Below are 21932 nucleotides of genomic sequence, written 5' to 3'. Positions count from 1 at the left end.
ACCGAATCGGCCGGGCTCAGAGGGTCAGGACCATGAAGAATCGGGGCTGCGACCCCAGCGGCACGGTGACAGTGCGGACCGAGCCGTCGCCCTCCAGAGGTTCACCCACCGGTGTCCATGCCGGCTGACCCAGGTCCTCCGTCGCAATGATCTGGTACTGCGTTGCGCCCTGAGTGGGCCACGACAGTTCCACTTGATTCCCCACCCGCCGCGCCGTGATGCGGACCCGTTCCTTCTTCATCAGGCGCAATGCGTCGGCGTAAACGTTGCCGGTGCCACCACCCTGATTGTGCAGCGTCAGTTGGAACCGGACTGTTTCGGTGCCCGGAGGCGCCACCAGGTACCGCGCGTTTTCGGTGCTGATCTGCGTCCAACCCGCCGGCACGCCGTTGGTGACCTCGAGGAACAGCCACTGGTCCTTGGGCGAATCCGGTGTTACCGGAGAGGAAACCCACATGGCCAGGGGGGTCGGACCGGCCCGGAACTGGACTTCAATCTGCAGGCTGGTGTTTCCTTCCAGCGCATCTGCGCTCGACAGCCAGAACCATCCGTCGGCGGTGAAGATGTCACCCGGGGCGGCGGGTTGATCCTGGAACACGCCGTTCCACTCCCCGGCGTTGTAGATACGGACCACGTTGGTTCCTTCGCGGGCCTGCACCGGGTAATCCCACTGGTTTCCGTAGAAATCGTTGGTGCTGGCCAGGGCCGCCCCCGAGAAATTGAACCATGGTGGCGGCACCCGGGTGGGCAACTCCACGTCGAGTTCAAACCCGGGGTTGTCCAGCCAGTTGGCATATTCGGCGGGCGCCAGCACCCGCAGCCGGGCCGGTTGGGAGTCTTTCGACCCTGCGGCGGAACTGACGGTGACGTTGTACAGCCCCGCGTCCTCCGGCTGCGCATTCACAATGGTCAGCGTGGCCGTGCGAACCCCCTGGAATCGCCCGCCCTCGCTCAACGGCACGCCGTCCCGGTTCCATTGATAACTCAGCGGCGAGGAACTGACCGCCGTTACCGAGAAACGCGCCGTGCTGCCGATCAGCACCCGTTGGGGTTGCGGTTCTGCCGTGATGGAAGGATCCTCGTTATCCACCACGATGCTCACCCCCGCCCCGGCCTCGGGGGATCCGGGCGCGGCATTCGGCCCGTACAGGAGGAAACCGTACTGGGTAATGTTGCCCGGGCGGATGTACCGCGTGACGGAAAACTGCCAGCCCTCATACAGCTCGGCCCGGGTGTCCCCGAGGTAGGCGTAACCGGGGGCGAACTCCTTGATCACCGCCACGGCCGTCCAGCCCGCAGGGAGCGAGTTCGACTCCACAAAGCCCGTGAAGGTCACGTCCTGCCCGCCGTACTGCGTGCCCACGTCCACGTAAAAATTCGCTTCCAACAGCTTGTTGGGCGTGCCGTCCGGCAGGTTCCAGTAGCCGTCGGTGTTGAACGTGTTGGTGTTGATTCGCAACACCACCCGGGTGGCATTGCTGCGGGCCGGTTCAAACGCCGCCCGCAGGTCTGCCGGTGCCCACGCCTGGCCGAAGGCGTAGCTGTTGTCCATGTTGAACACGTTCATCCAGCCCAGCCAGTTCTTGGTGGAATCCACCTTGACGGTGATCTGAGCGGGTGCCATCGGGCTGGCGACCAACCAGGTAATGCCCGCCAGGATGAGTGCGGTGTATTGAGGACTGCGTTTCATGGCGATGTCTCGTGCATGGTCCTGCCCGGCCGACTCCCGGCTCCGCCCCTTCCCGGAGCCTGTCCCTGCGAGGAGGTCGGCACCGACCTGACCAAGTGTCCCATTGTGTCGCAGCATAGAGTCGGATGCGGTGACTTGTCAAACCCGTGGCCGGGAGTTCCTCCGCCCGTATCAATCCCGCAAGTTGCCGGAGGTTCACAAGGCGTCCGGTTGGGGCCGTTGTGGGCGCCTGATCTCCCATATGGTCCCAAAAGCGATCTGCGGGTGGGGGCCGGGCGACCGAAAGCGCAGGGAGCCATCGTTTGAACGGCCGGATGGGGCTTCGGGGCACGTGAGATGGAACCCAGCTTCGCCGTGGCGGATGCGGCCTCAATCTGTTTCCGGGGCGTGGAGCTGAGAGGATCGTTGATGCGGAGAGGGCCGGGCGGACAAGGTATCGCAACCGGCGATGATGCGGTTTCCCTTGCCAAGCGACGGCGCCTGTGTGTATGACAAAATGCATGCAACGTATGACACCATCAGGCACTGCAGCCCGCCCACAGAGAGTGGGGCGGGTGAACGGGGACGGTGAAGCGACCGGTACCCTTCCACCTCAACCCTTGCGCAGGAGCCGGGCCTGGCTTCTCCGTCGCGCCCGGGCGTTCTTGTGCGCCACTCTGGGTGTCGGCCTGGCCGGTGGATGGGCGCGGGGCCAGGCCGCGCCGCCCGCGGTCACATTGCCGCCGGTGGTGGTCATGGGTCGGGCGGAAGACCTGGTGGGCACGGCCGATGCCGCGAGTGTGGGTTATGTGGGTGCTGCGCAGCTGGAGTTGCGGCCCAAGCTGCGGCCCGGCGAGGTGCTCGAGACGGTCCCGGGGCTGATCGCCACCCAGCACAGTGGTGCGGGCAAGGCCAATCAGTATTATCTGCGCGGATTCAACCTGGACCATGGCACGGACTTCGCCGTGAACCTGGAGGGTATCCCGTTGAACCTGCCCACTCATGCGCATGGCCAGGGCTATCTGGACATGAACCCCGTTATCCCCGAGCTGATCGAGTCCATGGAGTTCCGGAAAGGGCCGTATTATGCGGAGCTGGGCGATTTTTCCTCGGCTGGTGCCGCGGAGATCCGGTATTCTCGGCGGTTACCCGGGGCGATGGCGCGTGTGGAGGCCGGCAGCTTCAATTATTGGCGGGGGCTGTGGGCCGATTCGATGGCCGTGGGTTCCGGGCACTTGTTGTACGCCATGGAAGGCCTGTACAACGACGGGCCCTGGACGGAGGCGGAACATTTTCGCAGGGGCAACGCCGTGGTGCGGTGGTCGGATCAGAGGGAGGGCACCCAATGGAGTGTGATGGCCACGGCATATGCCGGCGATTGGGATGCCACGGATCAGATCCCGGCCCGGGCCGTAGGACCCGAATTCAGTGTTTGGAATTCCATGGATCCGACCACCGGCGGGGAATCGCAACGGTTGAATCTGGTGGCCGGCTGGCAGAGGGACGGGTTCCAGAGTCGCACGCGGGCCAGCCTGTTTGCCTCCTACTACAAACTCGACCTGTTTTCGAACTTCACCTATTTCCTGGACCATCCGGACCTGGGGGATCAGTTTGAGCAGGTCGACCAGCGCCGGATCCTGGGAGGAAAGATCGAACATACCCGGCTGTGGTCCGACACGGAACTGGGCTTGGGTCTGGATGTCAGGGCCGACTGGATTCGGAACGGATTGCATCGGACCCAAGCCCGAACGCGCTGGGACACCGTGCGCACGGACCGGGTGAATCAACTGATGGTGGGCACGTATACCCATGTCCGTCACCAGTGGTCTGACTGGTTTCGCAGTTATGCCGGACTGCGCATGGACTCCGCATGGTATGATGTGCACAGTGACAGGCCTGAAAACAGTGGGTCCGAGTCGGATGCTCTTCTGAGTCCGAAAGCGGGGCTGGTGTTTGGCCCTTGGGCACGCACGGAGTTTTATCTTAACGCGGGGTTCGGCTTTCACAGTAATGACGGCCGGGGCGCGACCACCCGGGTGGATCCCGTCACGGGCGAGCCCGTGCAACGGGTCGATCCGCTCGTGCCCACCAAGGGAGCCGAACTGGGTGTGCGAACGACCTGGATCCCAGGGCTCCAAAGTTCGGTATCCTTCTGGTGGCTGGATATTGACAGTGAGTTGTTGTTCCTGGGAGATGCCGGGACCACCGAGGCCAGCCGGCCGAGCCGGCGTTATGGAGTTGAATGGGCGAACTATTACGTCATGACTTCCTGGCTGGTGTGGGACCTGGACGTGGCATGGTCGCACGCCCGGTTCCGGGATGGCGATCCCGCGGGGGATCACATTCCGGGGGCACCCGAATGGGTACTCGCAGCAGGTGTGACGGTTCCCCGGATGGGCCCGTTCTACGGCAGTGTGCGGTTCCGATACTTTGGTCCCCGACCGCTGACGGAGGATGGCTCGGTGCGCTCGGATGGCACGGCTCTGGTCAATGTGGAGGTGGGCTGGCGAATCAACCCACGCTGGAATCTGGCCCTGCAGTGCTTCAACCTTCTCGACCGCCGGGATCATGACATCGATTACTATTACGTCTCGCGCCTGCCGGGTGAACCGGCGGAAGGGGTCGCGGACGTTCACTTTCATCCGATGGAGCCTCTTGCCATCCGGGTGGTATTGACGGGCCGATTCTGAAGGGCGGTGGAGAATGACTGTAGTCCCCGATGAGGAACCGCTCCGGCTCGGGTTTGTTGTTGGAAGCCCTGCCCCGGTGGAGGCCGGTTGAGATGACGCGGGCACGTATTTGAGCCCAAGGAACCCTTCGGGAGTGTGCATCGGAAATCCCAGCTGAGCTGACTGCCTAGCGATGGCCGGACGAAGCTTCCGCCCGGAACTATTGGGTGCTGTGGAGCGGTGTCTGGTTGAACGGTTTCTTTACCGGGGCCTGATGGATCGGTGAGGAGGATTAGACGGGAGCACACGCAGCAGCGAGAGAGGGGCTCGGGCGGTCACGGGCCCGGGTTCGTGTTGCCGATGTCCGCCTCGAAGATCCTCGGGCCACTCCGGGCTGTGGCAGCCGATCTGCCAATGTCTGACCCTTGAACCTGCAGGGGGGACCGGCGAGCGTCGACCGGATCTTTCCACTCCGGGAAGTCAGGGGTCGGAGAAAACTTGCCGGGTAGGGAGTGTTGAGTGTCTTCCTGCGTGTGTTTACGGAGGGTCAATGATGCCGAGGGCTGGTTGACTCGGGGACCACCCGGGGTAAATTGAGGCCGGTGGTTGGTTTGAGAGCCATTGGGTTACTGGGATTGCTGCTGGCCTGGTTGTCCGCCACGGCCCATTGTGCGCTGGAGCGGGTTTTGGAGCCGGTGGACGAGGGCTGTTGTTGTGCTGTGGACGATGGTCTGCCCGGCCCGGCCAACTGCCCGCGACCTGTTTGCAGCCATTTGGAATCGGGTACATCGCTTCCGCCCGGGTCCCGTGACATTGACCTTCATTTTCCGCTGCTGTTGGTTTGCGCGGACACTGAGAGGCCGGAGGCCGGGGTCAACCGGACGCGGGTTTTCTATTTGGCCACGGTGCGACCCTGGGTTTCGGTCTGGCAGTTTCTTCATCGGGCCACGGGTGAACCAAGGGCTCCTTCCCTAGCTTCCTGATTCTTCCGGTTCGGTGCTGCGGGACGGGCTTCGTCCCGGCGGCGAAGGTTTGCATTCCAGGTTGTAGTAGGTAGCACCCGCTTGCAGGGTGCCGGCCGATTCATTTCCGAGCGGTGCAGTCTTGGGGGGACGAATCATGAGATGGAGGTGCATTGGAGCGCTGGGGTTTTTGACGTCCATGGGGATGGCGTTGGTGGCCGTGGGAGAGGAAGTGGTGGATTCGGCGGATTCCGATGTTTCGCCGGCGGGAGTTGTTCTGACGCTGGAGGAGGCTCTGCGTTGGGCGTGCAAGCACGGGGCCGAGGTGCGGTTGGCCATGGCCCGATTGCAGGAGGCGCAAGCCCGATGGGGCGAGGCGCGGTTGTGGCCGGATCCGGCGTTGGAAGTGGCGGTCGAGGACGGGCCCGTGGATCGTGGTCGGTGGGGTGAGGAATCGAAGCAGACCGTGGGTGTATCCCAGACCATACCTCTGGGTGGTAAGAAACGGCTCGATGTGACCCTGGGGAGGGTGGGCGTGGAACTGGCCGAGCAGGAACGGCGAATGGCAGTGCGTGCGCTGGTGCGGGAGGTGAAGCTTGCATGGGTCCGAGCGCTGGGATCGGAGGAGGTGCTGGCGGCGGCGGCCGAGACCGTCCGGGTGGCCGAGGCCGTGGTGAAGGCGGTGGGCGAGCAGGTACGGGCCGGCGCGGTGGGGGAGACGGACCTGGTCAGGGCGGAAATGCAACTGGAGCGGGCACGGATGGAGCTGGAGGAGGCCCGGCGCGAGAGGTCCCGAGCCCGAGCGGTGCTGGCCATTCTTGTGGGTGGGCCCGGCCAGGGGGAGTTTCGATTGGTTGGAGAGCTTCGGGATGGCCCGGATGCGGCTCTCCTGGCTTGTGCGCCGGATGAATGGCTCGAGCAGCACCCGTTGATGCAGCGGGTGAAACTGGAGGTTCGGCGGGCGCAGGTGGCGACCGCACGCGCCGCCCGGGAGAAATGGCCGGATGTGACCCTTTGGGTCAGGGGCGGTCGTGCCGGGCCGGCGGATGAGAGGTTGTTGGAGGCCGGGGTTACCGTGCCGGTGCCGTTGTGGGGGCTCACGCGTTGGCGGATCGAGCAGGCCCGCGCCCGGGAGCTGGCAGCCGGGTTGGAATGGGAGGTGCAACGCCGGCAATTGCTGCTGCGGTGGGAGCAGGAATGCCGTCGGGTGGAGGGAGCGAGCGAACGGTTGGAACGTCTGCGCCGCGAGATGATGCCGCGGGCCGAGCGGGCGGTTTGGCAGGTGCGCATGGCTTACGAGGCGGGCAAGTTGGACCTGCTGGCTCTTCTGGACGTGCAGAGAACCCTGGCGGAGACGCGGCTGGCCGTGGCCCGGGCCCGCCTTGAGTTGAATGAGGCGCATGTAGAGCTGGAGGATTTGGCCGGTGCCATACCGGTGCCGGAGGTTGAAGCGCCGGGGTACGAGGCGGGTGCCGGGCGGAACGGAGATGGGAGGTGATTGGGACCATGAGAGCGGTGAGGGAGCCAAGGAATGTGTCGCAAGGTGTGTGGTTGGTCCGGGTGAGTTTGCTGGCTCTGGGCCTGTGGCTGTTGTGCGGTTGTGGTCCGGGGGAAAGCTTGAGAGAGCCCGGCGTGTCGTCTGACGGAGGGGCGCAGCCGATGGGTCATTCTCAGGATGGGGCCCGATGCACACGTCATGGTGCACCGGTTGCGTTGTGTTTCCTCTGTGAGCCGGGGCTGCGTCAGGCGGGGCGGCTCTGGTGTTCGGAGCATGAACGGTATGAGGATCGGTGTTGGTGGTGTCATCCGGAGCTGCGGGAAGAGGGGCGGGATTACTGCGAGTCGCATGGTTTGTACGTGGACGAATGTTTTTTGTGTCTGCCGGAGCTCGTGCGGTCGGACGGACCCGGTCCGGGGGATGGCGTGGAGGCCCTGATGTGTGGTGAGCATGGCGTGCCGGAAGTCGAGTGCGGGATTTGTCGTCCGGCCATGTTGCGCGAGTTGGGGCCGGGGGCGTCCTTGAAGGTACGTTTGCCGGCGTCGGACTCGGCTCTGCGGGCGGGCGTACGTACGGCTCCGGTGGAAGAGGGACCGGTGGTGGAGCGGATTGCCTGTGTGGGCGAACTGCGGTTTGATCCGCTGCGGCAGTTCCGGGTGGTGGCTCCGGTGGATGGGATTGTGAAGGAGGTTCGGGTCGGTTGGGGTGACCGGGTGGAGGCGGGTCAACCGCTGCTACGGATCTGGTCCGCGGCTATGGAGGAGGCTCTGGCCCGGGCGGTGCTGAGTTATCAGGCGTTGGAGCGGGAACGGAAGTTGCGCGGGGCGGGCGTGGGTGCGGCGCGTGATTTGCAGCAGGCCGAGGCGGAGCATCGGGCGGCCTGCCGGCACGCGATGAGTTTCGGTTTCACCGAGGCTGAGATTCATGAGCTGGCGAATCGGGGGGATGCAGCCGTGAGCCTGGAGTTGCGCGCGCCGTTTGGGGGGATTGTGTTGGAGCAGAAGGCGGTTGTGGGGGCGCGGGTGATCCATGGGGAGGAGCTTTGCAAGGTGGTGGATCCCTCCGAGTTGCGGGGCTGGTTGTATGTGCCGGAGTCCGTGGTGGACCAGGTGAGGCCGGGCCTGCGGGTGGAATTGCAAAGTGAGCCGGGTTCCGGCCGGACGTTTGCGGGGCGTGTGGCGTGGGTGAGTCCGGAGGTGGACGAACGGACCCGGCAGGTGCGTGTGATGGTGGTGGTGGAGAATCCGGAGGGTCGGCTGCGCGCCAACGGATTTGTGCGGGCGTGGATTGTGGTGTCCGGGAGTGGCCCCGGGGTCCGGGTACCGGAATCAGCGGTGCAATGGGTGGAGGGGCGTTCGATTGTGTTTGTGGAGCGTAGTGCGGATCTGTACGAGGCCCGGGTGGTGGCGTTGGGCGGGCGTTCGGAGGGATGGTGGCGGGTGTTGGATGGGCTGGACGTGGGGGAACCCGTGGTGGTGGAGGGCGGATTTGCGTTGAAATCCCAGCTTTTGATTTCGCGGTTGGGCGCGGCTTGTGTGGATGAGTAGAAAGGGTCGCTCATGCTGGGCTGGATCATCGAAGCATCTTTGCGGCACCGTTGGGTGGTGTGTCTACTGACGGGGGTTTGGGTGGTGGCGGGTGCGAGCGCGTTGTGGCGACTCCCGGTGGATGCATTCCCGGACACCACGCCGGTGCAGGTGCAGATCAACACCGTGGCGCCCGGACTCAATCCGGTGGAGGTGGAGCATCAGGTGACGCAACCGATTGAGCTGGCCCTGGGAGGCCTGCCGGGGCTGCAAAACGTCCGGTCGGTGTCGCGGTTTGGGCTTTCGCAGGTGGTGGTGACATTTGGGGACGCGGTGCCGGTGTCTTTGGCCCGCCAGGTGGTGTCCGAGCGATTGCAGGCGGTGGAACTGCCCGAAGAGGTGGGCCGGCCCGAGCTTGGGCCGATGTCCACCGGCTTGGGTGAAGTGTTGCAGTACGTGGTGTACTCGACGGATCCGGGTCGGAGTTTGACCGATTTGTGGGAGTGGCACGAGTGGGTCCTCAAGCCGGAGTTGCGCAAGGTGCCGGGCGTGGCCGAGATCAACACCTGGGGCGGTTTGGCGAAGCGTTATGAGGTGGTGGTGGATCCGGAGCGGTTGTTGCGGTATGGCCTGACCTTGCGGGACGTGGTGGAGGCATTGCGGGCCAATAATCGGAACGTGGGTGGGGGGCGGGTGGATCGTTCGGGCGAATCGCTGCTGGTGCACGGGGTTGGCGTGTTGACCTGCGCGGAGCAGGTGGCCGGTGTGGTCATGGAGAGTCGGGGCGGTGTGCCGATCCGGGTTGGAGATGTGGCGGTGGTGCGCCCGGGGCATGACATTCGGCTGGGAGCGGCGTCGGCGGATGGTCGGGGCGAAGTGGTTCTCGGGCTGGGTTTCGTGTTGATGGGCGAAAACAGCGCCGCCGTGACGCGGGCCTTGAAGTCCCGGTTGACGGAGGTTTGCCGGAACCTGCCGCCCGACCTACGGGTGGAGGTGGTGTATGACCGGACGGAGTTGGTGGACCACGTGCTGCGGACGGTGCGGCACAATTTGTGGGCGGGCGCGTTGCTGGTGATTGCGGTGTTGTTTGCACTCCTGGGCAATCTGCGTGCGGGATTGATCGTGGCGCTGGCGATCCCCCTGTCTCTGTTGTTTGCGGGTCAGATGATGTTACAGGCGGGCATTGCAGCCAGTTTGCTGAGCCTGGGCGCGCTGGACTTCGGGCTCATTGTGGACAGTTCGGTGGTCATGGTGGAGAACTGCGTCCGACGCGCGGCGGAACGCGGTGACCGGCCATGGCTGGATCAGATCCGGGATGCGGCCCTGGAGGTGCGCAAGCCCACGATGTTCGGGGAGTTGATCATCCTGATCGTATTTCTACCCGTGCTGACCCTGGAGGGGGTGGAGGGGAAGTTGTTCCGGCCGATGGCGTTGACGATGATCTTTGCCCTGCTGGGGTCGTTGGTGTTGTCGCTGACGGTGATGCCGGCGCTGGCGAGTCTGGTGCTGGTGAGGGGGCGCACCCCGCATGGGGATCCGTGGCCCATTGTGCGGCTGCGTCGGGCTTACGAGCCGTTGCTGTGCCTGGCACTTCGGCATCGTGCGGCGGTCCTGTGGGCTGCGGTGATCCTGGTCTGCGCGGCCGGTTGGTTGGTGACACGCCTCGGGGGCGAGTTTGTGCCCCGGTTGAGTGAGGGGGCGTTGGCGATCAGCACGGTGCGCCTGGCGGGTGTGTCGGTGGAGGAGGCTGTGGCATGGAACCGGCGGATTGAGCGGCAGTTACAGGCTGCATTTCCGGATGAGATTGCGCGGGTGTGGTGTCGATTGGGCACGGCCGAGGTGGCCACGGACCCCATGGGAATCGAGGTCACGGACGTTTTCGTGACCTTGCGTCCGCGAGAGCAGTGGCGACAGGCCCGGACCCAGGCCGAGCTGACGGAGCGGATCCGGGAGGAGCTGGCCCGTCAGCCCGGGATGTCGGCGACGTTCAGTCAACCCATCGAGATGCGGGTGAACGAGATGACGGCCGGGGTGCGGAGCGACGTGGCGGTGAAGATATACGGGGACGACCTGGTGGTGTTGGGAGAGCTGGCCCGGCAGGTGCAATCCGTGCTGGCACGGATTCCGGGGGCGGCGGATGTGACCGTGGAACAGCTGACCGGCCAACCTGTGCTTGAGGTGCGGGTGGCTCCCGAGGTGGCCGGTCGGTACGGGATTTCGGTTCAGGAGGTGCTGGACTGGGTGCGAACGATTGGGGGCCTGCGGGTGGGGGAGGTGCGGGAAGGCCAGCGCCGGTTTCCCCTGGTGGTTTGTCTGCCGGACTCTCATCGTCGGGAGGTTGAGGTGTTGAGAGAAACCCCGCTTCCGACGGTTGGCGGGGCGGTGATTCGCATGGGAGAGGTGGCACAAGTGGTTGAGACCGAGGGGCCGGCTGCCATCCAGCGCGAATGGGCGCGCCGGCGGGTGACGGTTCAGGTGAATGTACAGGGTCGTGACACGGCAGGGTTTGTGGACGAGGCGCGGCGTCGGATCGCCGAGAGCGTGGTGCTGCCGCCGGGTTACACGATGGAGTGGGGCGGCCGGTTCGAGCATATGGAGAGGGCGCGGCGGCGTTTGATGGTGGTTGTACCGGTTGCGTTGGGTTTGGTCCTGGGTCTGTTGTATTTGAGTTTGGGCTCGGTGCGGGACGTAGCCATCGTGGCCACGGGAATCCCACTGGGGGCCGTGGGAGGCGTGGCGGCGCTCTGGTTGCGGGGGATGCCCATGACAGTGAGCGCCGGTATCGGTTTTGTGGCCTTGAGCGGCGTGGCGGTCTTGAATGGGCTGGTGCTGGTGACGTTCATCCGGCAGCTGCGGGAACGCGGCCGTGCGCTGGAGGAGGCAGTGCGAGAAGGATGTTTGGTTCGATTGCGGCCGGTGTTGATGACCGGGTTGGTGGCGGCGCTGGGTTTTGTGCCGATGGCCCTGAGCACCGGCGTGGGTGCCGAGGTGCAGCGTCCGCTGGCCACCGTGGTGGTGGGCGGGGTGCTGACCAACATGACCCTCACGTTGGTGGTCCTGCCGGCCCTGTACACGCTCTGGCATGGGAGAGGAGAGGTCCGCGCCGGTGCACGCGCCGTTCAGAACGGGACCGGGGGATGACCGGTGCCGGCCGGGCGGCGGCTCCGGGGGTGACAGCGCTCAATTGCGCTGCGCCGGAAACAATTGGGGATCCATCAGGACCCGGAGGAACTCCTGGCGGCAGGCCGGGATGTCGGTGGCGTCTTTGGGGATCACAAGAAGGTCGGCTTCTTGAGGAGTGGAAACGGACTCGAACGCGACGGAGGGATGGGTGCCTTCGACATAGACGGCGCGGCGTGGTTCGGCGCGTCGCCAGCAGCTGTGTTGGAAGAGCCAGACCAGCGGCGCGCCGTCGCCGAGCTGGTTGGCTCGGCCAAGGTCCGTTCGGATGAATCGTTTCATTTCGCGGGTCATGGGATTGTCCGGCAGGGGGTCGAAATCGGCGGGGCGAAACACGGAGTCGGGGTCCCAAAAGGCTCCGCCGCCCCAGTCCACGTAGCGGGCCAGCTTGCACACGATGTAGACGGACCATGCGTCCTTGCCGTTGTAGCCGCCGTTGACGGTGAGGTTGAAGACGAGGATGCGGTCGGCGATGTCCGGGTCGAGCAGGAGGGCGTTGGCCACGGTGGTGAGGGGGCCACCGCAAATGATGAGCAGGGGTTTTTGGGGGGTGGCCCGTCGGGCCGCTTCGATGATGAGCCGGGTGCCGGGGGAAGTTTGCGGCACGGTTTCGTGGATTCGGCGGGAAGCGGGAGGTTGCAAGGCGCGGTCGGCGCCGCGGACGGGTTCGGGTATGTTGCGGAGTCCGGCTGCGCGGGCGCGGTCGATGGCTTTGCGGGCGTCCTCCCAGCATTGTTCGAATGTGTAGAGGTAGCCCTTTTGCCAGTCCCACATGTCCCGGGTGACGATGAGTCCCTGGAGGCGGATGGTGCCGAGGCTGGCACGGGCGAAGAGGTAGTCCTTGTCGAAGACGTCCGACCACCAGTCGTTGTCGTAGATGATCGGATTGTCCGGTCCCACGCCTTCCAGGTGGACGGCGTTGGTGATGAGGTGGAAGGCGGGCGCGCGGGCGGTGGCCTGCTCGAAAGTGCCGGCCCCGAAGAGCAGGACGAATGCGAGGATGCGGTTGCGGCTCATGGTTGTCCCGGGGGCGGATAGTTTTTACTGGCGTCGTCGAGGACGAGGATCCAGTCGAGGTGTTCGCCGGGATCGGGCGGTGTGAAGGTCTGTTCACCCCTGGCGGGGAATTGGCCCGCGGGTTGGGCCTGACCGGTTCGGGGATTGAACCACCAGGCACGGATTTCCCGGGCCTCTAGGGTGTTCAGGCGCACACGGAAGGGCCGTCCCACGGGGGCATAGACCATGCCGTACGAGCCGGCGGAGTCGCGTGTGGCGACGAACCGGTAACGCCCCGCACCGGGGACGCTGGTGGGGACCCGGTCCGGAACGAGGAGTGCGTCATCCGGGACGCGGGTGAGGAAGGGACGGGACAGCAGCAGTCGTTTGGCATGGACCATCTGGCGGGCGCCGGGTTGTTGGAGGGCTTCGCGCCACGGGAGCAGCGGATGGTTGATGGGCTCGCGGTTCGGTGCCCACATTTGCCAGACGGAGTGGTGCCCGTAGGTGTGACCGAAGGCGCCGCTGAACAGGTCCCAGTAGGCGGCCCGGCGGACATCGGCGGCGATGGAGTGGCCCTGGCGGGCGGGGTCGAAATGGACCGGGTGATCTTCGTAGATCGGCTCGCCGTCGAGGACGGGTTTGACGGGTGTGCGGTTGTAATCGGCGCGGGTGAGTTCGTAGCGGCCGTTGTATTCGGTGCCGTGGCCGTTTTGGCGCATGTTGAAGTCCAGCCAGGGTTCGTCGTGGAACCACTGGGCCGAGCCGGCTCCTCCGACGGGGTGGAAGGTGATGAGATGGGCGCCGCCGTCGCCACGGCGCAGGCCGCGGGCCATGGCGCGGATGATTTCGCGGTGGGCATCCGTTTCGATGGGGCGATCGCCTCCCAGGATCCAGACGACGGCTGCGTTGCGGTATCTACGCCCCAGCCATTCGCCGTAGACCTCGGCATTTTGGGGTGTGAAAATCTCGGGTCCGGTGCCCCACTTTTTGTTCCATTTGTCGCCCCAGGTGGGCAGCAGACCGATGTAGAGACCCCGCTGGTTTGCCGCCTGCACAATGAAGTCCACATGGTCCCAATAATCGTTGTCGGGGCCGGGTTTTTCGTCGGGGCGGGTGGGATCGTTGTCCAGCAGGGGCCGATGACCGTAGGGGTTGGGGGTGTTCAGGCCATCGAGTTCGGCCAGGGCGACCGCCTGGATGAGGGTGAACCCTTGTTGGGCGCGGGTATCGAGGTAGTGGAGTGCTTCTTCGCGGTTGAGTCGGTGAAAGAGTTCCCAGGCGGTGTCGCCGAGCCAGAAGAAAGGTTGACCGGCTTCGGTGACCAGGAATCTTTTATTCTCGCTGACCCGGAGTTTCGGAGGGGCGGCGGCGTGTGCGTCCGGGGTTTGGGCAAGGGACAGGAGCCAGAGGACGAGGCCCAACGGGACTAATGTGCCGGCGGACGGGCGGCGGCTGAGGAGGGTCGGTGATCGCGTCTTCATAGGCCAAGGATTGGACGATGGAGGAGGTGGGGCCATTCGGCGGGGCGGATTTGCGAGGGGCGGTCCCGGGCGGTATTGGCTCCGGTTGGTGAAAGGGTTGAACGGGTTCAACTTTGCGGGAAGAGCTGTTGGATCCTGGTGCGGACGGTGGGGTCCATTTCGATCAACGGCGGCCAGGGGCGCGGAAATCCTTCGCCGGCGAGTTTGCGGGTGGCGTCGATGCCGAGTTTGGTGCCGATGCCGATTTGCTGGGTGGCGTGGTCGAGGACGTCGGCCGGGCCGCGGGTGAAGAGGCAGTCGCGTTGGGGATCGGTGTTGGCGCAGAGGTGGAAGAGGACCTCGCTGGTGTTGTGGACGTTGACGTAGTGGTCCACGACGACGATGTACTTGGTGAACATCATCTGGCCCATGCCCCAAAGGCCGTGCATGATTTTGTAGGCCTGCATGGGGTAGGTCTTGCGGATGCTGACGAAGACGAGGTTGTGGAAGACGCCTTCGGCCGGCAGGGCAATGTCGACGATTTCCGGGAAGTTCATTTTGAAGACCGGGAGGAAGAGTTTGACCGAGGCGCTGCCGAGGTAGAAATCCTCCATGGGCGGGATGCCGACGATGGTGGCGGGATAGATGGCGTGCTTTCGATGGGTGATGGCGGTGATGTGGAAGACGGGATAGGGTTCGGGCAGGGAGTAATAGCCGGTGTGATCGCCGAAGGGTCCTTCTTCGCGCAGGGGCTCGCAGGGATCGACGTAGCCTTCCAGAACGAAGTCGGCATCGGCGGGGACCTCGAGGTCGACGGTTTCGCATCGGACCAGTTCGACGGATTTTTTTCGGAGGTAACCGGCGAGGAGGAACTCGTCCAGGCCGTCGGGGAGGGGCGCGGTGGCGGCGAAGGTGTAGACGGGGTCGCCGCCGAGGAACACGGCCACGGGCATGCGTTCGCCTTTTTCGTAGTAACGACGGCCGTGGCGGGCGGCGACTTTTTGGAGCTGCCAGTGCATGCCGGTGGTGGTGGGGTCGTAGACCTGCATGCGGTACATGCCCAGGTTGCGTTCGCCGGTGTCGGGGTCGCGGGTGACGACGCAGGGCAGTGTGATGAAGCGGCCGGCGTCGAGTGGCCAGCATTTGAGGATGGGCAGGTTCAGGAGAGTGGGGAGGGGCGCGTGCCGGGCGGCGTCGGGGTCGCGGAGGATGTCGGGCGCCTTGGGCCAGGGCTGGGTGCGGCGCGGGGGCGGGTCGAAACGGTGGATGACCTCCTTGCAGGGGCCGTCCTGGACCAGGCGGGGCCGGGCGTGGCGGAGGTCGAGTGCGTGTCCCAGCAGGCGGATGGCTTCCCGGAAGGACATGGGCGGTTTGGCCCTGAGAAGCGAACCGAGTTCGGCGGCCACGGCGTCCACGCTCTCGGCATTCAGGGCCAGGGCCATGCGTTTCCAGGAGCCCATGGTGTTGATGGCCAATGGAAAGGGTGAGGGTTGGCCGTTGACGGTGGGTTGTTCGAACAGGAGGGCCTTGCCGCCGCCGGGCGCTTTCATTTGTCGGTCGGCCAGTTCGGTGATTTCGAGTTCGGTGGCGACAGGTTGACGGATGCGGATCAGTTCCCCTTCCGCTTCCAGCCGTTGGACGAAGTCACCGAAAGAGGCGTATGCCATGCGCGCAGGCTACCAGAGTGAAGGAACCAGCCAAGCACGGTTCGCGCGAATGGGACCGGGGCGGAGCGGAGGGCGGTCCGGGGGCGCGGAGTGGGTGGGGTCGGGCCGGTGGGGCCGGGGGATCTACTTCCAGGCGTGCACAACGATGCGGTCGGTTCGTGCGAGTGACCAGAAGGCGAAACCGCGGCGCCAGCGGAGCCAAGCGGCGCGGGCCCAGCGCCACCACCAGGGGCGGACGCCGGAGACGATTTCCACGCGACGGAATCCCGCGGTGCGACACATGGCCACCACGGCGGCCGGGTTGGGTCCGCACCAGTTGGTGGCGTCGCGGCCGACCTCGTCGCCCGGGTAGAAGGCAATGGCGGGTCTGCGGAGGTGGAGCAGGTCCACCATGGTTTCGAGGATCATGAGCTCGCGGGTGACGCTGGCGACGCGTTCCAGCGCCAACAAGGGATGTTTCATGTGGTAGAGCACGCCGAGGAACAGGACGACGTCGAACATGCCCACGGTGTCTGGTGAGAGCTCGAGCACGTCGATGAGTTTGTCTTCGACCCTGCTGCCGAGGACCTGGCGGGCGAGGTCGAACCCTCGTTTGGAGCCCCATTCGTGGGAACCGTTCCAGCAGTAGGAATCGGTGGCCAGGACGCGTGCGGCGCCGCGGCGTTCGGCTTCAAAGGAGAAGAAGCCGTCCCAGGCGCCGACGTCGAGGACGGTTTTGCCCGCGAGCGTTGCGGGCAGTTTCAGTCGGGCCAGTTTGCGCGGGCTGTTGTCCTGACCGGGCGTGACGATGCCATGGCCCAGGTCAATGGTGTGGTGCCATCGGATTTCTGCGACGCGGGCGCGGAGTTCGTCCGGGCTCATGCGGCCGGCATGGTAGGGAGCCTTGGTGGCTGGTCAAGATGAGGGAATTTGCAGCGTTGCGGGTTTCACGCCGGGCGAGGAGACACCCGGGCCGGCAAGAGGTCGGGTCTGTTGCGGCCCGGTGTGTTGGGTCCTCCCGCCTTGGCGCGCAAGCGGAAGAATCGTACGGGTTGAGAAGCTTCGGCGGTGAACTCCTCCCGCGCCCGGATTTCAGCGGGTCCCCCTGGTGCCTGCGGTGTAGGTGCTGTTTCGAGGATCCCGTCCTCGGCGGGTGCCCAGAGGAAGGTCCAATGTTCGGCCTGCGTATGCCAAGCCAGTAGGGAACCGGCTTGGGGTGGGAGTTGGCTCATGGCGATTCCGCCCGGCCGGTTGGGCATTCCTTGTTCGGTGGTGACCAGGAGCCGATCGTGCCAGAGTGTCAGGGCGTCGGCGTTGAGACTCAGTGAAGGGTTGCGTGGGGTGGTGATTTCCGGGCTGTCGTTGACGATGCCTCCCCCGAACCCGTAACCGGTTGGGCCGCCTTCTTGAGAGAGGCAGAGCTGTGGCCCGTGTTGGGCGACCATGGCCCGTACTTTGGCGCCGAGCAGGGCGGCATTGAGAATGAACCCGGACCGAACCTGGCGGTGGTTGGGCGTACGCAGGTTTGGAGTGGTGAACGTGTGCTTCAGGGGCCGGAATGAAGGGGTTCCGGTTTTTGGGCCTCTGTTGGGTTGGGGCGTGAGATGGGCGGGGTCTGTGTCTTGCGGAGGGCGCTCTGTTGTTTGCGCACGAGCAGGGGCTTCAGCCAGACGTAGAGGCCGGAGACCGTCAGAAACATGAGCAGGGCGCCGGCCAAGGTCATCAGGGCCTTGCCCCATTCCCCGGCGATTTTGCCGGTGTGAAGGTCGAGCAGGACCTTGCCCCAGTCGGTTTGCCGAACGATGGCTCCAGTGGGATCGGAGCGGACGACTTTTTCGTACCGACCTTTGACATAAAACTCGCCGGTGGCGGCGTCCATGAGGAGTTCGGCGCCGTCAGGATGCTTGATCTTCCACGTCCAGCGACCGTCCTCCGTTTTGAGTTCAAGTTTTTCGAGTCGGGTGTCGCCCCAGAGGGTTTGTGCCATGGCGAGGGCCGTTTGGGCCGACACGGGCCATTGGTCCAGGTGAGTGGCCGTGGTCAGGTGGAGGTTGGTTTGCTGGCCCGCACCGCGCACGGCGTGGGTGGTGGGATTGGCGCCGAGGTTGGTAAAGGGTGTTTTCTCCGTCTTCTGCGATCCGTCCTCTTTTTGGGCCCCCGGGAGGAGACCCAGCGTGCCGAGGATGGGTTTCTTGTAGTTGAGGATGATCCCGGTGGTGCTGAAGATGAGCATGAAAAGGGCGGCGACCACGCCAATCCAGCGATGCCACAGACGCATTCGGATGAGCCACCGGTGTTTGGGTTGCAGGGGTGCGTTCATGTTTTACCGGGCTTTCGATCAGAGGTCGTTCTTGGATTCTTTGTCCTGCTCCTTGGAGGATAGAGTGATGACCCGGCCGTCCCCCATGACCTTGTTGAAGAACCGGGCGTGCCATTTCACGGGGCCGAGCTCGCCCTTGGCCAGCTTTTCCATGACTTTGAGGGGGTCATCGGAATCCCATGGTTTGAAGAGGTCGCGCGCGATGTCGACGTTATTGGCGTAGGAGAAGCGGTTTTTGTGCTGGTCCTCGGGTTTGCGGCCCAACTCCGAACCTTCCACCTGATAACTGGAGCCGCGGCGGTCGAAAACGGGCGTGCGGTCGGAGGCGTCGCCGCGGTCGGAGGGGCATTGGAACACTTTTGCAGCCGGGAAACTGCCGGCGGCGGCTGCGGCTTCCGGGGAGACACCGAGGTAGGGGGCCAGGAGAATGTGGATGCCGTCCTCAAGCGTCTGGAGTCGTTTGCCCTTGGCCAGGTCGTCGGGTTTCAGGGTGGTCTTTTTGAGCTCGTACTTCCAGGGAAGCCGGTCGTTGTGGTCTTCGGCGTACAGGGCGACAGCGAGGTGGATCTGGCGCAGGTTGGACGCGCAGGCGATGCGGCGGGCCCGTTCCCGGGCGGACGCCAGAACGGGGAGGAGCAGGCCCGCAAGGACGGTGAGGATGGCGATGACGACCAGAAGTTCCACGAGCGTAAAGGCCGTCGTGCGACCGTGCCAGAGAGGGCAGGGTTGAGTTCGCCCCTGCACGGTGTTGATCTGAGTGGTTTGCGTTTTCATACCGGGCCGCAGCGTACTGTGTTCGTGAATGCGGAGCTTTCGGTGGCTTGCGAATTCTTGTCGGCGACTTGCAAAAATGTGTCGGCCGGTTGCGATTCTTGTCGGTGGATTGCCGTTGGGCCGGCGTCTGGGCGCACGGTGATTGAAACCTGGTGGGCCGGACAATGCCGTGGTGGGGAGGCATCACGGTTGCCCCCTGCGGTCACAGCTCTGCGGTGCCTCGACCAATGGCTTGCGGGAGGCGGAGTTGCCAGCCCGGGGGCAGAGGGGTGCGGAAATCGGGGGGCGGACCGAGAGGTGAAACCTTGGGGCTTCCGGCGACGTCCAAGGGGGTGGGTACGCGACTCGTATGGGATTCAGTGCCGCAGAATCGGAGGGGAGCCGGGGGACGAGTGGAGGGGCGCTCGGCCGGCCGGCGGGGCGTTGGGCGATGGGAGTGGCGCGGGCCGCATCCCGGGTTTCCTGGGCTGGTGGGATTTATGCCTGGGCGAGCGTGTGTCCGGTGGGCGGGGGGAGCCTGATTTCGGAGGCATTGGCGGTGATGGAGACGTTGCGGAAGCTTTGTGCCGGGCCGGATTTGGCGATGCGCCCCGTGGTGTTGCACTGGTTTTTGAGGGACGCGGCGGACCGGGAGCTGTGCGAGGCACTGGTGGGGTCGGCGGATTGGTGTCGGCCGGCGGTTTGTCATTTTTCCGTGCAACCTCCGTTGGAGGGGGCGCATATGGCAGTGGAAGCCTGGTGGGTGGGCGGTGGAGACATCTCGGTCCGGAGGGTAAGCGGGTGGAGTGTGGAGACGGCGCATGCGGGTTTGCGGTGGTTGCACGTGGCCGGGTTGGAGGGTGCGGAGGCATCGGCCCCGGTGGAGCAGCAGACGCGGCATTTGTTTGGGCAGCTGGCGGGTGAACTGGCGTTGGCGGATCTGGAGGTGACGGACCTGATGCGCACATGGATTCAGGTACCGGAGATTTTGGGCACGGAAGGCAGGGGCTCCCGTTACCTTGCGATGAATCGCGGCCGTGCGGCTGCTTTCGAGGGGGTATGGCCGGGGCGGGGGCGGTTGAGCGGGGATGCTACGGCGATTCGGTTCCCCTATCCGGCCAGTACGGGAATCGGGGCGGGACCTGGTGGCCCTGTGCGACTGGCGGCGGTGGCTTTGAAGGGAGCGGACGGGGCCCTGGAGCGACTGGCCCTGGAGAATCCGCGGCAGGTTCCGGCCTACCGGTACACAGCCGCGGACGGCTGGCCACAGCCATTATTTTCGCGCGGGATGGCGGTGCGGGGTTTGGGCGGGCTCTGGGTCTGGGTTTCCGGCACGGCCAGCATTGTGGGCGAGAAGGTGGCACATCCCGGGGATGTTCAGGCTCAGGCGGAGGAGACATTCGACAACATTGCGGCGTTGCTGGACGGTGAGAATTTTGCCCGGCATGGCTGGCCGGGTGTGAGTGCCGGTCTGATGGACATGGTGTGTGCGCGTGTTTACGTGAAGGATGCGGGCATGGGGGAGATCTGCCGTGCGGTGTGTGAGCGACGGCTGCCGCCGTGTCCCACGGTGTATGTGCAGGCGGACATTTGCCGGCCGGAGTTGCTGGTGGAGGTGGAGGGGCTGGTGTTCCGGCGGTTGTCCGGTCCGGAGGGAACATGAGAAGGTGTTGGATTGCGGCGGTTTGGGTGGCGCTGTTGTGCGGCGGGGCACTGCGCGCGGTGGAAGATCCGTTCACGGGTCCGGGCGGGGTGCAGGCCCGCAACGGGGTGGACGAGGCGGTGTTTGCGCGTCTGGCCGAACTGGGGCTTCGGCCGGCTCCGTTGTGTTCGGATGCGGTCTTTTTGCGGCGGTTGTATTTGGATGTGACGGGCACGTTGCCCGGGGAGCAGGAGGTTCGGGAGTTTCTGGCGGACGGGCGGCCGGACAAGCGCGACGTGTGGATTGAGAAGGTGCTGGCGCGGGAGGAATGGGCGGACTACCTGGCGCTGAAGTGGAGCGAGCTGTTGCGGGTGAAAGCGGAATACCCGGTGAATCTGTGGCCCAATGCGGCCCAGGCGTATCACCGCTGGATTCGGGACGCGTTCCGGCGGAACGTTTCCTACGATCGGTTTGTGCGGGCGCTGTTGACATCCAGCGGGAGCAATTTCCGCGAACCGGCGGTGAATGTTTATCGGGCGGTCCCGTCGCGGGATCCGGTGGGGATTGCCCGTGCGGTGGCGTTGACCTTCCTGGGGTTGCGATGGGAGCACTGTCCCTCCAACCAGTGGGCCGGGATGGCGGCGTGTTTTGCCGGGGTGGCGTACAAGCCGACCGGCGAGTGGAAGGAGGAGATTGTTTACCACGACCCGCGCTCGCCCCGGATTCGGGAGTGGTGGGGGCCGGAGGGACGGGTGCGGATGCCGGACGGTGCGGAGCTGGTACTGGAGCCGGGTCGGGATCCGCGTGAACTGTTTGCGGACTGGCTGATTCGGCCCGAAAACCCGTGGTTCAGCGCCTGTTTGGCCAACCGGGTTTGGTCGTGGTTGATGGGCCGGGGGATCGTGCATGAGCCGGATGACTTTCGGCCGGACAATCCGCCGTCGAATCCGGCCCTATTGCGGTATCTGAGCTCGGAGCTGGTGTCCTCGGGGTACGATTGGAAACACTTGTTTCGCGTGATTCTCCGGTCGCATCCGTATCAGCAATCGTGTGTACCGGCGGTGCCGGGTCCGGAGTCTGCGGTGAACTTTGCCTGTTATCCGGTGCGGCGGCTGGAGGCGGAGGTGTTGTTGGATGCGTTGAATCAGGTGACCTCGAGTGGTGACTCCTACACCAGCGCGATTCCCGAGCCGTGGACGGTGTTGCCGGCGGGGACGCGGGCGGTGTTGATCCCGGATGGGAGCATTTCGAGTCCGTTTTTGGACCTATTGGGGCGGTCTCCGCGGGACACGGGGCTGGAGTCGGAGCGGAACCTGCGGAGCACTCCGGCGCAGCGGCTTCATTGGTTGAACGGTTCCCAGGTGTTGCGGAAAATAGGGCAGAGCCCGCTGGTGGCCTGGGGTGCTGAGCGGGGCCGGAGTCCGCAGGAGGTGGCGGAGCGATTTCATGGGGTGGTGTTGTCCCGGTTGCCGACGCGGGAGGAGTTGGAAGTGGTGGAACGGCTGTTTGCGCGGGCGGCGTCGCGGCGCGAGGCTGCCGAGGATTTGCTCTGGGCACTGATCAACACTGCGGAGTTTGTTCATCGACACTGACGTGAGGCGGAGAGAA

14 protein-coding genes are annotated in these 21932 nt (G+C 65.0%); 6 read left to right on the top strand and 8 right to left on the bottom strand.

Annotation, left to right across the window (positions count from 1 at the left end; genetic code table 11):
* Positions 1-16: 16 nt before the first annotated feature.
* The gene (locus G4L39_RS14390) at positions 17-1690 is read right to left on the bottom strand and encodes an immunoglobulin domain-containing protein (protein ID WP_165109303.1); all 1674 of its coding nucleotides are present in this window, start codon (positions 1688-1690) and stop codon (positions 17-19) included.
* Between the two features lie 554 nt (positions 1691-2244).
* Here G4L39_RS14390 and G4L39_RS14385 point away from each other — a divergent pair.
* From G4L39_RS14385 to G4L39_RS14370, 4 genes are all read left to right on the top strand, one after another.
* Positions 2245-4359 carry a TonB-dependent receptor domain-containing protein gene (locus G4L39_RS14385; RefSeq protein WP_165109301.1) on the top strand — a complete coding sequence of 705 codons (2115 nt, stop codon included), beginning with the start codon at positions 2245-2247 and terminating at the stop codon, positions 4357-4359.
* 1098 nt (positions 4360-5457) lie between these two features.
* Positions 5458-6798 (top strand): TolC family protein, encoded by a 1341-nt coding sequence (locus G4L39_RS14380; RefSeq protein ID WP_165109299.1) that lies wholly within the window; start codon positions 5458-5460, stop codon positions 6796-6798.
* A 215-nt stretch (positions 6799-7013) separates the two neighbouring features.
* Positions 7014-8345, top strand: coding sequence for an efflux RND transporter periplasmic adaptor subunit (locus G4L39_RS14375; RefSeq protein ID WP_165109297.1), 1332 nt, complete (start codon positions 7014-7016; stop codon positions 8343-8345).
* Between the two features lie 12 nt (positions 8346-8357).
* On the top strand, positions 8358-11465 hold the full coding sequence (locus G4L39_RS14370) for an efflux RND transporter permease subunit (protein ID WP_165109295.1): 3108 nt from the start codon (positions 8358-8360) through the stop codon (positions 11463-11465).
* Between the two features lie 39 nt (positions 11466-11504).
* Here the strand turns inward: G4L39_RS14370 and G4L39_RS14365 are convergent, their stop codons facing one another.
* The 7 genes from G4L39_RS14365 to G4L39_RS14335 all read right to left on the bottom strand — a co-directional run bounded on the left by G4L39_RS14365 (position 11505) and on the right by G4L39_RS14335 (position 18703).
* Positions 11505-12521, bottom strand: coding sequence for a hypothetical protein (locus G4L39_RS14365; RefSeq protein WP_165109292.1), 1017 nt, complete (start codon positions 12519-12521; stop codon positions 11505-11507).
* Positions 12518-13984 carry a glycoside hydrolase family 140 protein gene (locus G4L39_RS14360; RefSeq protein ID WP_165109290.1) on the bottom strand — a complete coding sequence of 489 codons (1467 nt, stop codon included), beginning with the start codon at positions 13982-13984 and terminating at the stop codon, positions 12518-12520. The genes G4L39_RS14365 and G4L39_RS14360 overlap by 4 nt, the downstream gene beginning before the upstream one ends.
* A 107-nt stretch (positions 13985-14091) precedes the next feature.
* Positions 14092-15630, bottom strand: a complete 1539-nt coding sequence (locus tag G4L39_RS14355; protein WP_165109288.1) for a UbiD family decarboxylase — start codon at positions 15628-15630, stop codon at positions 14092-14094.
* 123 nt (positions 15631-15753) lie between these two features.
* Complete coding sequence (locus G4L39_RS14350) at positions 15754-16491, bottom strand: class I SAM-dependent methyltransferase (protein WP_165109286.1); 738 nt, start codon at positions 16489-16491, stop codon at positions 15754-15756.
* A 65-nt stretch (positions 16492-16556) separates the two neighbouring features.
* Positions 16557-17054 (bottom strand): hypothetical protein, encoded by a 498-nt coding sequence (locus G4L39_RS14345; protein ID WP_165109284.1) that lies wholly within the window; start codon positions 17052-17054, stop codon positions 16557-16559.
* A 101-nt stretch (positions 17055-17155) separates the two neighbouring features.
* Positions 17156-17929, bottom strand: coding sequence for a PepSY-associated TM helix domain-containing protein (locus tag G4L39_RS14340; protein WP_165109282.1), 774 nt, complete (start codon positions 17927-17929; stop codon positions 17156-17158).
* Positions 17930-17947: 18 nt separating this feature from the next.
* Positions 17948-18703, bottom strand: coding sequence for a DUF1559 family PulG-like putative transporter (locus G4L39_RS14335; protein WP_165109280.1), 756 nt, complete (start codon positions 18701-18703; stop codon positions 17948-17950).
* A gap of 349 nt (positions 18704-19052) precedes the next feature.
* On the opposite strand from G4L39_RS14335, the gene G4L39_RS14330 reads away from it, so the two are divergent.
* The gene (locus G4L39_RS14330) at positions 19053-20345 is read left to right on the top strand and encodes a RidA family protein (RefSeq protein ID WP_165109278.1); all 1293 of its coding nucleotides are present in this window, start codon (positions 19053-19055) and stop codon (positions 20343-20345) included.
* The gene (locus G4L39_RS14325; RefSeq protein ID WP_165109276.1) at positions 20342-21916 is read left to right on the top strand and encodes a DUF1553 domain-containing protein; all 1575 of its coding nucleotides are present in this window, start codon (positions 20342-20344) and stop codon (positions 21914-21916) included. The genes G4L39_RS14330 and G4L39_RS14325 overlap by 4 nt, the downstream gene beginning before the upstream one ends.
* The last annotated feature ends 16 nt before the right edge of the window (positions 21917-21932 follow it).

It is taken from the genome of Limisphaera ngatamarikiensis (genome assembly GCF_011044775.1).
In the GTDB taxonomy this organism is placed as follows: domain Bacteria; phylum Verrucomicrobiota; class Verrucomicrobiia; order Limisphaerales; family Limisphaeraceae; genus Limisphaera; species Limisphaera ngatamarikiensis.
This window is presented reverse-complemented; position numbering and strand designations above follow the sequence as displayed.

Excerpts from the sequence above, each read along its gene's own strand:
- G4L39_RS14370 (WP_165109295.1), top strand. The coding sequence starts at position 8,358 with ATGCTGGGCTGGATCATCGAAGCATCTTTGCGGCACCGTTGGGTGGTG.
- G4L39_RS14335 (WP_165109280.1), bottom strand. The coding sequence starts at position 18,703 with ATGAAAACGCAAACCACTCAGATCAACACCGTGCAGGGGCGAACTCAA.
- G4L39_RS14340 (WP_165109282.1), bottom strand. The coding sequence starts at position 17,929 with ATGAACGCACCCCTGCAACCCAAACACCGGTGGCTCATCCGAATGCGT.
- G4L39_RS14325 (WP_165109276.1), top strand. The coding sequence starts at position 20,342 with ATGAGAAGGTGTTGGATTGCGGCGGTTTGGGTGGCGCTGTTGTGCGGC.
- G4L39_RS14360 (WP_165109290.1), bottom strand. The coding sequence starts at position 13,984 with ATGAAGACGCGATCACCGACCCTCCTCAGCCGCCGCCCGTCCGCCGGC.
- G4L39_RS14350 (WP_165109286.1), bottom strand. The coding sequence starts at position 16,491 with ATGAGCCCGGACGAACTCCGCGCCCGCGTCGCAGAAATCCGATGGCAC.
- G4L39_RS14355 (WP_165109288.1), bottom strand. The coding sequence starts at position 15,630 with ATGGCATACGCCTCTTTCGGTGACTTCGTCCAACGGCTGGAAGCGGAA.
- G4L39_RS14380 (WP_165109299.1), top strand. The coding sequence starts at position 5,458 with ATGAGATGGAGGTGCATTGGAGCGCTGGGGTTTTTGACGTCCATGGGG.
- G4L39_RS14345 (WP_165109284.1), bottom strand. The coding sequence starts at position 17,054 with ATGGTCGCCCAACACGGGCCACAGCTCTGCCTCTCTCAAGAAGGCGGC.
- G4L39_RS14390 (WP_165109303.1), bottom strand. The coding sequence starts at position 1,690 with ATGAAACGCAGTCCTCAATACACCGCACTCATCCTGGCGGGCATTACC.
- G4L39_RS14330 (WP_165109278.1), top strand. The coding sequence starts at position 19,053 with ATGGGATTCAGTGCCGCAGAATCGGAGGGGAGCCGGGGGACGAGTGGA.
- G4L39_RS14365 (WP_165109292.1), bottom strand. The coding sequence starts at position 12,521 with ATGAGCCGCAACCGCATCCTCGCATTCGTCCTGCTCTTCGGGGCCGGC.